The organism is Marinifilum sp. D714, from assembly GCF_030851345.1.
GTDB lineage: Bacteria > Bacteroidota > Bacteroidia > Bacteroidales > Marinifilaceae > Marinifilum.
The window spans coordinates 294,894-312,424 of record NZ_JALPNU010000003.1 but is presented as its reverse complement, the minus strand read 5'-3'; the positions used below and the strand labels follow the sequence as shown (position 1 = coordinate 312,424).

The following is a 17,531-nucleotide window of genomic DNA, read 5'->3' as shown; positions in this document are numbered from 1 at the left end:
ACAAGTGTTGCTTTTTCGAACTATAAAATTTGGGAGTTGAAATTATCAATCTCTGGTTTTTTTACAATGGTCATGAACGATTGTTTTTGGCCAAGAGGAAAAGACAACAAGACAAAATAACCCATAAACAATGAATACCCAAAACAACAGCCCATAGTGGATGTCCTGAATCTAATGAATTAATAAAGTGATTTACTCAAAACAAATTTCTATGAAAAAAAGATTACGATTGAAATTTTTATTCTTACTACTCGTATCCTGCATCCTCGTAACAGGAGTTGCCAATGCACAGGAATACGAGAATGGAGCACAGAAAGGTGCCATTAGAATAAAGTTTAAACCCGAATTATCAGCAGCCACGAAAAGCTTTAAAACTACACGCCGTGGCGTAAAAACTGGCATATCTGCTTTTGATGCAGTATCAGCAAAAGTGTCAGCATATCATTTGGAGCGTGTATTCCCTTATGCTCCAGCACATGAAGACAAACACCGCAAACACGGTTTACACTTGTGGTATGAAGTAAAATTCGATGCTAGTTTAAATGCCGCAGAAGTAGCAAAATCTTATACACAATTAGGAGAAGTAAGCATTGCAGAAACCATTGGTGAAGTTCAGTTAATCGATGGACCACAGCCAAGTGAGGCTCCTGTTCTTACCTCCGAAGAATTGCCAATGAATGATCCAGCTTTGAATGCACAATGGCATTACAATAATGATGGAACTGTTGTGGATGGAGCTATACCAGGTGCTGACATTAATTTATTTGAAGCCTGGAAGGAAACAACAGGTTCTTCAGATGTTGTGGTAGCTATTATTGATGGTGGTATTGATGTTGATCATGAGGATTTAGCTGCTAATATGTGGGTGAATGAGGCAGAGCTGAATGGAGTGGCAGGAGTTGATGATGATGGAAACGGTTACCCTGATGATATCTATGGATACAACTTTGTAACCAACTCAGGTGAGATCACAGATCATTACCATGGAACACATGTTGCAGGAACTGTAGGTGCGGTAAACAACAATGGTATTGGTGTTGCTGGTGTTGCTGGTGGTGATGGAACCGAAGGTACTGGTGTAAAAATGATCTCCTGCCAGATTTTTACTGAAGATGGTGGAGTTGGTGGTTTTGCTAACGCTCTGGTTTACGCAGCTGATATGGGAGCCGTTATTTCTCAGAACTCATGGGGATGGAAGACTCACAATCATTACGACCAGGCAGTATTGGATGCGATTGACTACTTTATTGCAGAAGCAGGTAATTATTTAGGTAGCGCTATGAAAGGTGGGGTTGCCATTTTTGCCGCTGGTAATAATGGAGCTGAAATGAATGCTTACCCTGCTTATTATGAGCCTTGTGTTGCTGTATCTTCACTTGGTCCTGACAACGGTCGTGCAGGTTACTCCAATTATGGTGATTGGGTTGATGTAGCGGCTCCTGGTGGAAACATGGGAATTGCACGTGAAGCGGGGATTTTAAGTACTTCTCCTGGAGATAAATATGCCTATTTACAGGGTACTTCAATGGCTTGTCCACATGTTTCAGGTATTGCTGCTTTGGTCGTATCGAAGTTCAAAGGGAATATTACAGCTGAGGGTTTGAAAAGACACTTGCTGACTTCAGTTCACGATATTGATCCTTTCGTTGAAGATTTTGCGAAAGGGAAGATGGGGAATGGATATATTGATGCAGCCATGGCTCTTCAAGCAGGTGATGCAACCAAAGCTCCCGAAAAAATTAACGACTTAGCGGTCAATGCAGCTCAGGATTTTGCTTCCCTAACATGGTCTGTGCCTGCAGATGAAGATGATGGAAAAGCAGTTAGCTATTCTATTTATTGGAGCAAAAATGAGTTTGATGCCGAAAAGGTTCAATATGCAAGTTCTGCCGTAATTAAATCATTCTATTCAAATGCAGGTGATAAACTGAATTACCTGATCGAAGAATTGGATGCCAATACTCCATATTATTTTGCGATTAAGGCTTATGACCGTTGGGGAAATGAGTCAGAACTTTCTGATGTGAAAGTTGTTTCTACCAATTCTGGCCCTGGCATTCGCTTGGGAGAAGATGTAAATATTGTAGCTGACGTAGCAGTTAACCCTAACGTTTCAGATGCTCTATGGGTGTACAACGACTCTATTGGTGTATTAAACTGGGATGCTCATGTTGGTTTGGTGGGTCTTGAACCTGATGCTTTTAGTGTTAAGGATGTCGTTTATCCAAATGTAAGCACCTTTTCGCAAAGTACAAGTTTGGGTGGAAACGAGATTCCACAGGTTGAAAAAGTAATGGCTCCAACCTCCATGGCTATTGACGAGAGAATGGGTAATACTGAAGGGTCACAAGCCTGGAGACTTATTGGAGATAATGACGTTACAGTTACCAATTCTTCGGCTTCCCGTTTTTATGTAGAGCGGGATAAAGGTTTTAATTTAACGGGTTTGTGGACACATTTAAAATTTGATCCGGAAATTGGACCTGCAGTGCTTGAAATTTGGGAAGGTCCTGTACTTGAAGAAGCTAAGTTAATTACTGCTCAGAATATTTTTTCAGAAGCAAACGTTGATTATTCTCGTTTTGTGGATATGGATGAACAGGTATTCATGAAGAAAGGATCCTATTACTGGGTGGTAATACATGTGCCGGCAGGGAACTTGTATCCTTTGGGGATTGCTCCTGAAAAGGCCGAAACCGGATCAGACAACTGTTTGATGAGTTTTAACGGTGGACAATCTTGGCAACCCCTTTCAGAGGTTATAGAAGATGATACTTGGGCCTGGGCAATGACCCTAAGAAGCCAGTTCGAAGATCTTGGTGAATACATAACTTTAACCCCTGATAATGGAGTAGTAGACGGAGGGGATTCCCTTCAGGTTGCTATTGATGTGGTTTCTGATTTCCTTGTGGACGGACAGTATACCGAAAACATTGTGTTCACTTCCAACGACCCTGTTAATAAGGTGATGAAAGCCAAAATTAATTTGGATGTTGATGGACACCTTCCAATATTGAAATCTGAGAAAACCGTAAATTTTGGAGACGTATTTGTTGGCAATACGAAGACTCTGGATATTCAGATTGTAAACGAAGGATATGTTGGTTATAAACTAGGCAGTTATGCTCACTCATCTTCAAACGAAAATATATTCTTCACGGATAATAAGACCAGCGGGAATAACATTCCTGCCCGTGATGGAGGTTGGGTAAGAGTGACTTTTAAACCAACAGAAGCAGGTACTTTCAACGAAACCATCACCATTACTGATGGAAGCCATCCATATACATTTAATGTACATGGAGTTGCTACAGAACCTGCTAAATTGACTATTTTACCTGAAAGAGATACTATACCAGGTGATTTAACTATTGGCGATACAATTGCTGATCGTACTTTTACCATTCGCAACGATGGAAAGTATCCGTTGGATTATATGATTCCTAAATTTGCTCCCGGTTACGAGGTGGAAGGACTGAAAAGACCTTTCAACAAATTTGGATATTCATATGACTATGTGATTGGAGGTACATACAATGACTCAAAGGAATATGGCTGGAAAAACATATATTCTAACAATATTCTTCCTCAAATCAAAACCAATCAGGTATTTGCGATTGAAGTAGATCTTGGTTTCTCTTTCCCATTCCGTGATAAATTTTACGACAAGGTTTGGATCAATTATGAAGGAGCCTTAATTTTTGGTGAGGATGGTAACGTAGGATTAGATTGGGCTAGTGGAACACCTCTCGATCCTCGCTATTTGAAGGATCGAGATATGATTACCGCAGTAATGGCAAGAGCTGATTTGAACAATTCAAATGCTGCAATCTACTATGAAAAAGAGGATGGTACATTCCGTGTTCAGTTCAAATATTTGAAATATGGAAAGTCGCTTCCTAACTACCAGATTGTATTGCACGCCAATGGTGATGTAGATGTACTCTTTAATAAAACGGGTACTGCGGCTGAAGGAGCTAAAGGCTGGCTTGTAGGTTTGATTGACGAAAAGAATGAGGATGTTTGTTTTGCCACAAACAGTGAGTACAGTTTGAATATGGGTGAAACTACCTCATATCATTCTTACTTCAGATTCTATCATCCAGGCGAGGATATGATTACTTCTGCTACCAATGCATCAGGTATTTTGATGCCAGGTCAGACAGCTGATATCACTTTGAGCTACAATACTGATAAAGTGTTGCAGGATTCAATTTACCAGAAGCTGCCTATTATCAGTAATGATATTACTTCACCAATTTCAACTTTCACTACGTATGCAAATTTCGTAGCAGGAGGAGCTCCTATAATGAGTGTAAAAAAGGATACCATCGATTTTGGCGAGGTTTTCAAAACGGCTCAGGACTCAATTGCTGTGCAGGTGGTTAATGCCGGAACGGCACAAGAAACAATTACTGGTATTCGATTCGAAAATGGTAATTTCAGCACAAACAGGTCGGTACCAATCGAAGTGGGAACCAGACAGTCTGCTTATATTCCTGTGAAGATCAATACGGAAGTAGCTGCTGTACTGGAAGGTGCAATATATATAACAACTGCTGCAGGCGAGGAGTTTAAAGTAGTACTGAAAGGAAATGTGGTGGAGAATCCATTGATTAGCATTGCTCCTGCTGATGGTATTACCTGGGAAATGCCTGCGCGTACCATAAAGGATACAGTGCTTCAGATCACTAACGATGGCTTGGGGGATTTAGAACTCGCAATCCTTCCGGATTCGTGGTATTATCCTTTGGAGACTTCCTCTCCAGCAATGGATATCAAAGATTTTGAGTACATCTATGTAGAAGGAGATGGAAATGGTTGGATTGATATTACCGAAACTTCTGCGGAAACGAATTTGAGAGATCAGTTTGTTTTTGATGAACTTCCATACAAGGCTGTGAAATTGGATAATCCAATTCCTTACTATGGTCAAACCTACGATACCCTATACATTGGCTTCATGGGTTGGGTCAGTTTTGTAAAACCTAAAGGAGAATCAATGTGGGATCGTGTAAATGGAATTCCTTTAGAGGATAATGTTCCAGGTGCAATTGCTCCTATGGGTGGTTTTCATGTTCCTAATGGAACAGTAGCTGATAAAAAGGATGGTGTTTATTATCAGATAGATGAAGACAAGGTAATTGTAACCTGGAACGAGTATATCGATATGACTGCTATGAGTCAAAATTACGATTTCCAGGTGATTCTATACAATAATGGAAGAATAGATTTCAATTATAAGAATTTTGAGATCGTAAAATCTTTTGGCTTTGTTGGTGTAGAAAGTCCAGATGAAAAGCAAGGTCTTTTGGTACATTACGGGATGATGCCTACTGGGGTTAATACATACTCTTATACTGTATTCCCTGTGAAGAAGGAAATTGTTCCGGCTCAAACAACAAAGGATATACCCCTGCGTTTGGATGCAAATAGCTTGAGTGATGGTACTTACAATGCGAATATTGTTGTAAATAACAATACTGTTGGTGAAGGTGTAGAACTTGTGCCTCTGAACTTAACTGTGATTGGTTCACCGGAATTGACGGCCGCAGATGTTGAGTTGGGAGATATTTGGTACACCGAAGGAATGGAAGTGGTAGAAGGGTTTACCATTACCAATACCGGTACCAAAGCCATTCAGTTGGATTCAGCTCAGGTTACCATGAATGACGACATGAAAGTGGAGTTCTACTACCCTGGAGCTCCAGGTATCTTCGGATATCCAGAAGGATATGTTCCGGTTAAGGATTTTATTGGTGAACAAATTATAATTCCTGGAAGAAGACCTATTTTAGTTGCTGATGGTTCTCAATTGGCTCCTGGTGATTCTTGGCAGTTCTTTGTAACCTATACACCAACAGCACCGGGTGCATCCAATGCCAATGTTGTGATTGTTGATGTGGATGGTAACGAGGCGCTTGTTTGGAATGCATCTGTAAATGCGATGTTGCCACCTGCCGCTACCATTAGCGATGAAAGCATTACTTTGCACGCCGATGATTATACATTTACTGATACTCGTGAATTTGTAATTGGTAACGAAGATGGTAACAATGATTTGGAGTGGAATCTTGAGTTTGTTTTCAATAGAGGACAAGTGGAAGAGTCTGCTACTTCTGCACAAACATTTGCTGTGAAGGCACCAGTATCTCTGGATTCAGAAATGAATAACAATCCTGCTCCATCATCAGTAAAGGCTACCCAATCGGAGGAGTACAACCGTGTATTGGAGTATGATAACAATGATACGGAAGTAGATAACTGGTTAGGATTTGGTGCTAGCTTAAGCTTTACTTCAGCAACCAAGTTTACGGCACCATTAGATGGATTTTCACCATCTCATATTAAGACTTGGTTTAGAAGAGAAACTGTTAATACAGGAGTTCTGCATGTTGAAATTCGTGCAGGAGGCAATGGTATTGCAACTGCAACGAAAGTGGCCGAAGGAAAATTGGATTACTCGTTTGGTGATAATGATGATATAGGAGAATTTTATACCGTTGAATTGGACGAAGTTCCTTTTGTTTATCCGGGAGAAGATTTTTATGTGGTAATTCACTATCCATTAGGAGTAAGCAACCCTCAGGGAACTAGAATTCTACAGAAAAAAGATGATGCTGTGGCAGATCGTTTCTTCTTTGAGTATGAGGGAGATTGGTATGATCTTACTTCTCAGGGTGGTTTTGAAACTTATACTTTCATGGTGAAAGCCATGGAGAAGGAGCAAGATATGAAAACCTGGGTTACAGTTGATCAGATGTCAGGAACTGCAGCAACAGGAGAGGTTTCAACATTAACATTGAATTTTAAGGCAGAATATGCTCAGGAGATTCGTAACAATGCTACCATTTTGGTAAATACCAACGATCCGAATAACGAGCAATTTGAGTTAGATGTGAATCTGTTAATGAACGAAGGTCCGGATATTACGACAACAGTTCCTTACCCAACAGTGATTGAGATGGAAACTTTGGAAGTACCATTTACAATTACTGATAAAGAAGGTGATAGTTATAATATTGAAGTTAATGGAGTTGGTGAATATTATACCTATGTTTCTACCGCAGAAGGCATCACGATTAGCCTTGCGCCTGGATACTTCGATCAGGGTATTCATGATTTAGAGTTGATTGCAACCGATGAGCATGGAGCAAAGAGTTCTTATAATTTCCAGGTAGAGGTTGTAAATGTGAATCGTGCTCCTGAATTGACAAATTCAATTGTTACCAAAGAATACTATGAAGATGAAGATTTGGAAAACATCGATTTAAATGAACATTTTATCGATCCTGACGGTGAGGAATTGAGGTATGAAGTATCTGTGGACAATCAGTCTGTGGTGAATATTTACACTTCAGCTACAGGTATTGTGATTGAGCCATTGGCAGAAGGTACTGCAACAGTGAAGGTGATTGCTATTGATCCTTTAGGATTAAAAGCAGAAACTACTTTCGAAGTAATAATTGCAACTGTTACAGGTATTGAAGAGATCACAGAATCTTCAACCAAAGTATTCCCTAACCCAACGGATGGTCCTTTAAATATTGTATTGGGTGGCGAAATTGAAGGTGAAGTAATTATTGATGTATTAAATATTATTGGTAGCAGTCAGTATAACACCAAGCTAACCAAATCAAAAGGTCAATATGTAACTAAGCTTGATATTGCAAATATGCCATCAGGTATTTATATGATTCGTATTCGTACAAACGATGGTGATATCGTGAGAAAAGTTGTTAAAAAATAAGAAGAGGAAGCCTTCACGGCTTCCCCTCTTTATTTAATTTATGAATTACTAGTTTGTTTCCCGTAGCTTTTTTAATAAGTGCAGGAGTTCTTTTCTTCAAAAGAGTAAGAGCAAAGGAGTAATTAACAATTTTGAACTAATAACTAAAAACAAAACAAATGAAAATAGTAAATCAAATCATATGCTTATTCATAGGTTTGGCCTTGTTTGCTTGTGGTAGTGGTGGAGATGATTCTGTTGATGGAACAAATCCAAGTATCACACTAAATAGTCCAACAGAAGCCACGACTATCTTACCGGGAAGCGTATTAAAAGTTAGCGCCAGCCTGTCAGATGATATTGGATTAGAAGAATATGTACTTACCATTTCAGCCGGAGGCACAAAGTCTGTTAAAAATGTAGAGGAGTTTTCTTTTAATTCCTATACTGATACGGATGCTTATGGAAATTCACTACCTGCAATAAAGGGGATGAAATCCACAGAATTGAGCTTTGATATTGGCATAGCTGATAATGCTCGTGCCGGTTTTTATACTTTCACTTTATCAGTAAAAGATCAAGCTGGTAATGGAAGTGAAGAAACATTACAATTGGAAATTTCCCGTCCTTAATTGGAAATTGATATGCGAAAATGGGGGGTCTGCTGCAAAGTAGATCCCTTTTTTTTGAGCTTAATTTCCTCATTTAGATTGCTTGATTTTCAGTCAAGAGCGTTTTTATGCGCTAAATTGTAGGTGTTAATCAATGACAACTGAACTCAATTCAGAAAAGATAGGGATTTTATAGAGCAAATCGAGGATCATTAGTAGATTACTCCATGGAGAACAAAAGTACGGTTCTCCTAATTATTTGGAAGCTGCGTACGTTTTGTGCTCCATATTCGCAGTTGAACCTTAGCTTCCAAAATTAAAGAATAAGAGAAAGGGATTTTCCAAAGTGAAAATCCCTTTTCTATTTCTCATTGCCTTGTTGATTTTGAGATAATGTAATGGAAGATTTCTTCAAATGGGAGCATTCTGTACTTCTTTTTAAAAAACTCACATTAAGAGTTGGTCAGATTATAAGTGGCATAAAACCAGATATAAAAGCCCTGCTTGTAGTGGTGTTGATATGCTGAAGAAACTTGGGAGTAGTAATAAATATATGGCTAAAAGCCTTTCGTGTAGGAGTTATGATAGGGCTGTTTTTTTAAGAATAAAAGTAGGAAGATTTATCCTTGTGCAGCTCGAAAAATGGAGAGGATTAGAAGGGGAAAAGATACAAGAGAATACTTGTCTCGGGCAATGTAACTGATGAAGTGGAATTCAAAATAATGTATAAGGATTACTTGATTGGATTTCAATTTTAAAAAGCCTTATAGCTTCTCTTTTCAGGCGAAAAGAGGTTAAGATATGGGAATGAGAAATACTAAACTAATTGTCTCAATTACTAATTTAAAAAGTTTTCTATGAAAAAAATCATTGGACTGTCGGTACTCTTCTTTGTGTTGGGAGTGCAGATGGTAGTCGCGCAAGCCAAACAAATTACTGGTAAGGTTACCAGTAAGGAGGATGGACTTGGAATCCCCGGCGTATCTGTTGTAATAAAAGGTACAACGGTAGGTACGGTAACCACTATTGAAGGTGATTATTCCATTCAGGCAAATAGCAAGGATGTATTGGTATTCTCTTTTGTAGGGATGAAAATGCAGGAAATTGCCATTGGTGCAAGAACTGTTGTAAACGTGGAAATGGAAGCAGAAACCATTGGTATGGAGGAAGTTGTTGTAACAGCCTATGGTTCTAAAGGTAAGGTGGGTTTGAAAGGTGCTGTAACATCGGTACAGTCAGACGAGTTGGAGCAGGTGCCGATGGCAACTTTCGATCAGGCTCTGCAGGGGAAAACCACTGGGGTTTACATTAGTTCGGGTTCTGGTCAGCCAGGATCGGGAGATACTAAGGTGCGTATTCGTGGTAATGCATCTATTACTGGTAATAATGCTCCATTGTATGTAATGGACGGTGTGCCTATTGAGCCTTCAGTATTTGCATCTTTAAATGTGAACGATTTTGAATCGATTTCTGTTTTGAAGGATGCTTCAGCATCATCAATTTATGGTTCTCGTGCATCAAATGGGGTAATCTTGATTACAACCAAGCGTGGTAAGGCAGGTGAGACCAAGTTTAACTATCGCTTTCAAAATGGTTGGACCAGCAGAACTCGTGATAAGTTTGACATGATGAATTCAACTGAGAAGTTGGCATTTGAAGAATTGGCCATGAGAGGGGAAGGATGGAGATTGTCTCCAATGAATCCAGCCAATGCTGGTTTGTCTGAAGCTCAGTTGGCTGCCAATGAAGGAGAGTTAAACCGCTTAAGAAATACAAATACCGACTGGAGAGATGTATTTACTCGTACGGGGCAAACTCAAAGTCACGAGATTAACATGTCTGGAGGTAACGATAAAACCAAATTCTATTTTGCTTTACAGCGTTTCGAGCAGGAAGGACAAGCCATTCGTTCCGATTTGGAAAGAACGGCTGGACGTATGAACCTGGATCATAAGATCAACGACAAGTTACGTTTCGGATTGTCAACTTCTATGGGTTACACAACTTCAAGCATGATTGAATCGGAAGGTGGAATTGCTTTGGCTAATCCATTTGCTGCAGCTTACCTGGCAAATCCATATGAAAATCCATATGATGAAAAAGGAAATATTGTAACTGGAGGTGGTCGCACAGGTTCTAATGCTTTGGATCGTTTGTTGAACTCATCGAATAACAAAGCAGAAACCAAAGGTGTTGGAGCCATGCACTTAGAATATGACCTTATTAAAGGTTTAACCATTAAGTCGCAAGTTGGGATCGACTATAGAATGACGACTTACGAGCGTTGGCTTGATCCGAATTCATATGCTGGTCAGCAAGTAACCAATGGACAGCAAGGTTCTATTAGCGAAAATTTTGCCCGAAGAAGTGAAATGAACTTTACCAATACTGCCGATTACAAAACTGAAATTGGTGAGAAGCATGTAATTGGTGCTTTGGTTGGTTCTGAGTTAATCAAAAGAAAATATGATGGTTTCGGATATACAGGATATGGACTAAACGGTAAATTGCCTGAAACACCTGCTGCTGTTACTCCGGGATCTCCTGATAATAACTTTATTCCAAATGTAAGTGGTTATAAATCGGAGAGAAACTTATTTTCTGTATTCTCAATTCTGAATTATACTTACGATTCAAAATACTCATTCTACGGAAGTTTGCGTAGAGATGGGTCTTCGGCGTTTGGCGAGAACAACAAATATGCGGTATTGTATTCATTAGGTTTTACCTGGAATATTACAGAGGAAGCATTCATGAGTAACCTTGGCTGGGTGAACAACCTGAAATTGAGAGCAAGTTATGGTACAACCGGTAACCAGGAAGGTATCGGAAGCTATGAATCGCAAACTCTTTACGGTGCAGGATCATATAATGGACAGCCTTCAATGGGCTTGACACATGCTGGTGATCCGGACATCAAATGGGAGATCGGGAAGAAATTCAACCTTGGTATTGATTACAACTTGTTTAATAATCGTATTTCGGGTTCGGTTGAATTCTATAATGATATCACTTCCGATCTGTTTATTGTACAATCCTTAAGCTCTTGGGCGGGTGTTCCTGGCGACTCAAAAAGCGTAAATGCAGGTAAAATGAGAAACCGTGGTGTGGAATTCCTATTCAGCGCGGATGTGATGCGTACCAAAGACTTTACCTGGAGTGTTGGAGCCAACCTTTCTTACAATGACAATGAAATCTTATCATTGGGTCAGGTAGATGAGTTCGAACAGGGAACTTCTATTGTGAAAGTAGGCTTACCTTTGGGATCTCATTACATCGTAAAATGGGCTGGTGTTGATCCAACAACAGGTAACCCAATGTATTATACAAAAGATGGACAGCTAACTGATACTTACCGTAGCTCTGATGCGGTTACCGATTTCGGAACCAGCGAGCCTCCATTCATTGGTGGTTTCAATACCAAATTATCTTACAAAGGGATCGAGCTTTCTGCAAACTTCTCATTCGCACATGGGTACAAGCGTTTCAACAACCAGAGCTTCTTCCAGGAGAATCCAAACTTTGCACAATTTAACCTTTCTACAGTGATGAATACCATCTGGCAAAAGCCTGGCGATATCACAGAAATTCAGCGTTTGGGAACCGAGAGAGAATTCTCTTCTAAAGACATTGAAGATGCTTCATTCTTGAGATTTAGAAACCTGATGATTGCATATACTCTACCTAAGAGCTTGCTTCAAAATCAAAAGGTAATTGATAATGTAAGAATCTATGCGCAAGGACAAAACTTGTATACCTGGACCAGCTACACTGGTTTCGATCCTGAGGATAGCGACAACATTGCAAAGTATGAATATCCATCTTCAAGATTCTTTACTGTAGGTGTTGATGTTGCTTTTTAATTTTTAGAGATTAATTATAGAAATAATGAACAAGATATTTTATAGCCTGTTATTGGCAGTAATGGTTCTGTCCAGTTCCTGTGAGGATCTGCTGGATTTGAAACCAACCGACTCAATTGACGAAGGGAAGGCCTTTGAAAATGTAGAAGATCTTGAGCCAGGAATGTTAGGAGTTTATTCCTCTTTTGGTGGTTCAGGGGCAATTGTGAATTCATCTCGTGCAGGTGATGATTTAAGACTATCTGATGAAAATACAGGTCAGGGTGTACAAATGCACAACTGGACTTTCACAGCTAGCGAAGGTAGTACAGGGAGTGTTTGGGTAGATATGGCTCATACCATCGACCGTGCAAACCGAGTATTGGCAGCTACAGAAAAATTTGCTGCGAATAACGAAAATGCTGCATTGGTAAATAGAATTGTTGGAGAAGCTAAATTTATGCGTGCCTACTGTCATTTTGAATTGGTGCGTTTGTTTTCTGGTAACTATTCACCAGATGCTTTGGCAGTTCCTTACATGCTTGAATCAAATGTTGGTGCTGAGCCAGCAAGAGAGAAAGCATCGGTTGTTTATGCCAATATTATTAGTGACTTGAAAGATGCTCAGAATCTTCTTCCTGCTGATTTTACAGATCGCACTCGCGCAACCAAAGATGCAGCTACTGCATTGTTGGCAAGAGTTGCTTTGTACCAAAACGACTGGGCAAATGCCATTGCTTATGCAAGCGATGTGATTGATAACTCTGCTGTAAGAATGGCGAATGCTTCTGAAATTGCGAGTCTTTGGACCGATGAGTCTGCTGAGGATGTAGAAGTATTGTTCCGCAGAGCTCGTACTACTCCTGGTGAAGGTTTATTGGGTGATATTTACACTCGCTCTGGTAACGGAGATATCTTTTTCCACCCTGGAGTTGACCTGATGTCAAAGTATTCTGCTGAGGATGCAAGATTCAGCGTTTATTTTACTCAGGTTGATGGCAAAGATGTTGTTGCGAAGCACAGAGGCAAAGTAGGTGGAACATTAAACCTTGTAGATGTGAAACTATTGCGTATTTCTGAATTGTATTTGATTCGTGCCGAAGCTTCTGCTAGAAGAAATGAAGGCAACGACCTTGCAAACGCAGCTGATGACATCAATATGCTAAGAGCAAATCGTATTGCTGATTATACCAATATCAGCTTTGCTTCACAAACATTGGCAATGGACGAAATCTTACTGGAACGAAGAAAAGAATTGGCTTACGAAGGGCACCGATTCTATGATTTGAGAAGATTTGAGAAATCGATTCATCGTATCGAAGAGGATGGACTACTAGCATCTAATGCAGATCTTGAAGCGGGAGACTATCGATTTGTATTCCCAATTCCAATTGAGGAAATCTTTGCAAATGACAATATGGTTCAAAACCCTGGATACTAAAAAATTAATAAAATGAGAAATATATATTGGCTTTTTATCGTACTGGTTTCCATTGGTTTTGGAGCCTGTGATGCCGATCCTGAATACTTTCAGGAAGATGATTCTTACATTGCATTCAATGTGGCATCTGCTGCAGTAGCTGAGAATGCAACCGATGAATTGAAAATCCCGGTAAGGATTTCAACAGTTAACCCGAAAAATGTGACTTTGGAATATGAAATCGTTCTTGAAGGATTAGACACTCCGGCTGAAGAAGGAGTAGATTACCAAATCATGAACGAATCAAAAACATTGAGTTTTTCATCTACTCAGCTTGTTGATGAAATTCGCATCAAAACCATCGACAATGACAGTAAGGATGGCGACAAGCAGTTTGTGATTAAATTGAAATCTAATTCTGCTGGCATAAACCAAGGTTTGGCAGATGGAGCGGATACTCAATGTGTGGTTAACATTTCTGATGATGAGCATCCTTTAGCATTAATCTTGGGTAACTATGTTCAGGATGACTATTTTACTGATGGATCCTATGATTCAAATTCTGGAAATGATATGGTGATCCAGGCAGATCCTAATGATGATACTAAAGTTTTCATGACAGGTTTCTGGGGAATCAACGACAAGATCATTGTAGCGTCGGTTGATATTGAAAACCAAACGATGAGTATTCTCCCAGGACAGTTGTTGTTTGTGCATAGCACGTATGGTGACTGTTTTGCAGTGAGTTTTGAAATCGTTCCTGACAATAATGGTGATGGCAAAAAAGATGTGGTGTACCATCCTCAGGATAACATCGAATGTACAATTGATGAAAATGGAAACATTACCACAGGAATGTGGGCTCCAACCGTATCTGCAGGATCTTTTGCATATTATGGAGAAACCGTTTTCACCAAGCAATAGTAGATTATTTTTTATAACAACAACAACAATTAGAGTTTTCCCCCAGTTTATTGGGGGAGCTCTTCTCAATAACTCAATGGCCAGTGGAGTAAACTTTACACAAATTTTAGTTAGTGGCAGACTAGAGAAAAGGGGAATATACCCCTAATAAGTCCCCTTTCTCTATTCTCCTAAGAAAACATGAACGATATGTCTGTGGGCAGGTTGGCATTATTCTATAAATTGAATTATTAACATAGTCTGCAAATATAACTATAAGCCGACCTGCCAAATTTTTTACTCAAATGAAGAGGGTATTGCAGAAATAATGCAAGCAATATTCTTCTAATAGAAAATACGATATGAACCATTTTTTTTGCGCAGTGATTCTTATGCTTACAACACTTTTTTCTACAGATCATTCAAGAGATGTAATAAAACCCAGTATCAATTTAATTAGCCCTGTTGATGCAGTAAAAGTGATGCAAGGTGAAACGGTAAATGTGAATGCGCTAGTGAAAGACAATCAGGCCTTAAAGGATTTCCAAATCAAGATAACGAAGGGTGGGGACAGCTCACTTAGCTTTGCTCAGTATTTTTCCTGCAATCACATGGTAAATGCAAAACAAGATGCAAATGGGAATGATATCCCTGTTATATCCGGAAAGAAAGAGACCTGTTTGGATTTTGCCATAGGCGTTGATGAAAATGCAGTGGTAGGAGATTACTACTTCCAAATCGAAGTAGAGGATGAAGCAGGAAATAAGAGCTTGAAAAAAGTTGGTTTCTACATAGAAAGGAATCAAAACGATTCTTAAATCAAAACATGGTAAATGCTTGGTTGTGATATGCATGAAAAACTTGTATGTAGCAAATAGGTAGTTGTAAAGTGTGAGTGATGGCTGGGAAGCCATCAAAAGACCGGATGGTGTAAGCATTCGGTCTTTGTTTATATTTTATACGAACCAATTTAACATGATTATCCATCAAGTCGCATACTGCAATTCAATCAACTTTTTGTATTGCCCATTAGATAGCCTCATTAGCTCTTCATGATTTCCTTTCTCTACAATTTCACCATGTTCCAATACAACAATCTCATCTGCTTTTCGGATGGTGGACAGACGATGAGCGATTACGATGGAGGTTCTTCCATGCATGAGTTTTTCTAAAGCTTCTTGCACCAAAAGTTCCGATTTAGAATCCAGGGATGAGGTAGCTTCATCCAGAATTAGAATTTTAGGGTCGTTTAAGATGGCTCGTGCAATGGCGATCCTTTGTCTTTGTCCTCCAGAAAGCTGCGTGCCGCGTTCACCAACAATGGTATCGAACTTTTCAGGGAAACGATCGATAAACTCTAAAGCATTGGCCTTTTGAGCGGCTTCGAATATCTCCTGATCGCTGGCATTGGGTTTGCCGTAGCCTATATTCTCTTTGATACTTCCCCCGAAGAGAAAAATATCCTGTGGAACCAGCGAAATCTGATTTCTTAAGGCCGATAAGGGATAAGCGTGGCAATCGAGCTCATCGTAAAACAAACTATTGCCCGGTGGTTGATGCAACATTAAAAACAAGGAAGCCAAAGTGCTTTTTCCAGCCCCACTATGTCCAACCAAGGCCACCATTTGATTGCTTTTAATTTCTAAATTGATATCATTCAAAACCTTTTGTTCCAATCGGGAAGGGTAGGCAAAACTTAGGTTCTTAAGCTGAATTGATCCATTCATTTTGTATTTGGAATCGACCTCCTTGATCTCTTGAATTTCCTCGGGAACTTCATCATATATTTTGAACAGATCCTCAGTTGCACCAATAAATTTCTGGATGTTGGTATACACGTTAGCCAATCCGCTGATGGTTCCACCCACAAAAACCGAATAGATAACAAAGGAGAAGAGGTCACCGGCAGCCATTTCTCCTGCCTGCAGCAATCTCGATCCTTGCCAAACCATAGCAGCAATGGCTCCGAACAATCCCAATATGATAAAAGAGGAGAATGCACCACGATATTTCCCACGAGTCATGCCCAAATCGGCAATTTCCAAAGTTTTCTTCTTGTAACGGGCAATCTCGAGAAACTCATTGGTAAAGGCTTTTACACTTTGTATCCCTTGCAGGGTTTCTTCAATAATGGTATTCGAATCGGCAACCTTTGTTTGTACTTCCTTGGAGAATTTACGAATAAATCTCCCAAAGAATCTTGCGGCGATCATGGTAGGAGGAAGCGTAATCAACATAAAGGCGGTTAGCTTGATGGAGATCACCGCCAATAGGATGATTCCACCTGTAATCACAATAATTTGTCGAATAAAATCGGCCAGAGTACTGGTCATGGTTTCTTGCAACTGGATTACATCTGCCGATATTCTGCTGTTGAGTTCGCCAACCCTTCTTTTTTCGAAAAACTGCAAAGGCAGCTTAATCAAATGGCGATAGCTGGCCTGACGCAATGCCGCTAAGGATTTTTCGGTAACATTTACAAAGAGCACAATGCGAAAGTAGGCAAAGGTAGCTTGCACCACCAGAATAACCGCAATCAGGATAACGGTTTGGTTCAGGCTTTGTCCCAGTGTGGTACTGTTTCCAGTATTTACCAAATCGCCCAGCAGCTTGGGAAATGCCAAACTTGCCAAACTCGATCCCAAAAGGAAAAACATTCCTAAAAAATATTGTCCCCGGTAAGGTTTGATGTATTTGTACAAACGCAAAGCGCTGCTTAATCCGCTGCGGTTAATCTTTCCTTTCGGAACACTAGAGGTGTCGGAGCCGTGTGATCTTGCCATTGTATGGTATTACTATTTGGTTTTAGTATTAATAATACACAAAATAGACGAGAAATTGTTTGGACTAATGCTTATTTGTATGATTAATATGGGCAGATCCCTGCTAGTGCAAGCTTATAGCTCACCCTAACTGGGGTTTGGATAATTGTTAGGATTATTCCATAAGTCAACAACATCAATATATTTATTTTTAAGTAGTATTTGCTTGATTATAAGAAATATGAATTAGTAATAATTAAATTG

General features: G+C 39.6%; 7 protein-coding genes. 6 read left to right on the top strand and 1 reads right to left on the bottom strand.

Going from position 1 to position 17,531, the window contains the following annotated elements:
* Window positions 1-211 precede the first annotated feature (211 nt).
* The 6 genes from M0051_RS04860 to M0051_RS04835 all read left to right on the top strand — a co-directional run bounded on the left by M0051_RS04860 (window position 212) and on the right by M0051_RS04835 (window position 15,323).
* On the top strand, window positions 212-7,750 hold the full coding sequence (locus M0051_RS04860; RefSeq protein WP_306740424.1) for a S8 family serine peptidase: 7,539 nt from the start codon (window positions 212-214) through the stop codon (window positions 7,748-7,750).
* Window positions 7,751-7,908: 158 nt separating this feature from the next.
* Window positions 7,909-8,361, top strand: a complete 453-nt coding sequence (locus M0051_RS04855) for a DUF4625 domain-containing protein (protein WP_306740423.1) — start codon at window positions 7,909-7,911, stop codon at window positions 8,359-8,361.
* Between the two features lie 836 nt (window positions 8,362-9,197).
* Window positions 9,198-12,203 carry a TonB-dependent receptor gene (locus M0051_RS04850; protein WP_306740422.1) on the top strand — a complete coding sequence of 1,002 codons (3,006 nt, stop codon included), beginning with the start codon at window positions 9,198-9,200 and terminating at the stop codon, window positions 12,201-12,203.
* 25 nt (window positions 12,204-12,228) lie between these two features.
* Window positions 12,229-13,623: a RagB/SusD family nutrient uptake outer membrane protein gene (locus tag M0051_RS04845; protein WP_306740421.1), complete on the top strand. Its 1,395-nt coding sequence runs from the start codon at window positions 12,229-12,231 to the stop codon at window positions 13,621-13,623.
* Between the two features lie 12 nt (window positions 13,624-13,635).
* Entirely contained in the window at window positions 13,636-14,526 is an 891-nt protein-coding gene (locus M0051_RS04840; protein ID WP_306740420.1) for a Calx-beta domain-containing protein, read from the top strand.
* 341 nt (window positions 14,527-14,867) lie between these two features.
* Window positions 14,868-15,323 carry a DUF4625 domain-containing protein gene (locus tag M0051_RS04835; protein WP_306740419.1) on the top strand — a complete coding sequence of 152 codons (456 nt, stop codon included), beginning with the start codon at window positions 14,868-14,870 and terminating at the stop codon, window positions 15,321-15,323.
* 168 nt (window positions 15,324-15,491) lie between these two features.
* Here M0051_RS04835 and M0051_RS04830 read toward each other — a convergent pair whose 3' ends face one another.
* Window positions 15,492-17,288 carry an ABC transporter ATP-binding protein gene (locus M0051_RS04830; RefSeq protein ID WP_306740418.1) on the bottom strand — a complete coding sequence of 599 codons (1,797 nt, stop codon included), beginning with the start codon at window positions 17,286-17,288 and terminating at the stop codon, window positions 15,492-15,494.
* Between the last annotated feature and the right edge of the window lie 243 nt (window positions 17,289-17,531).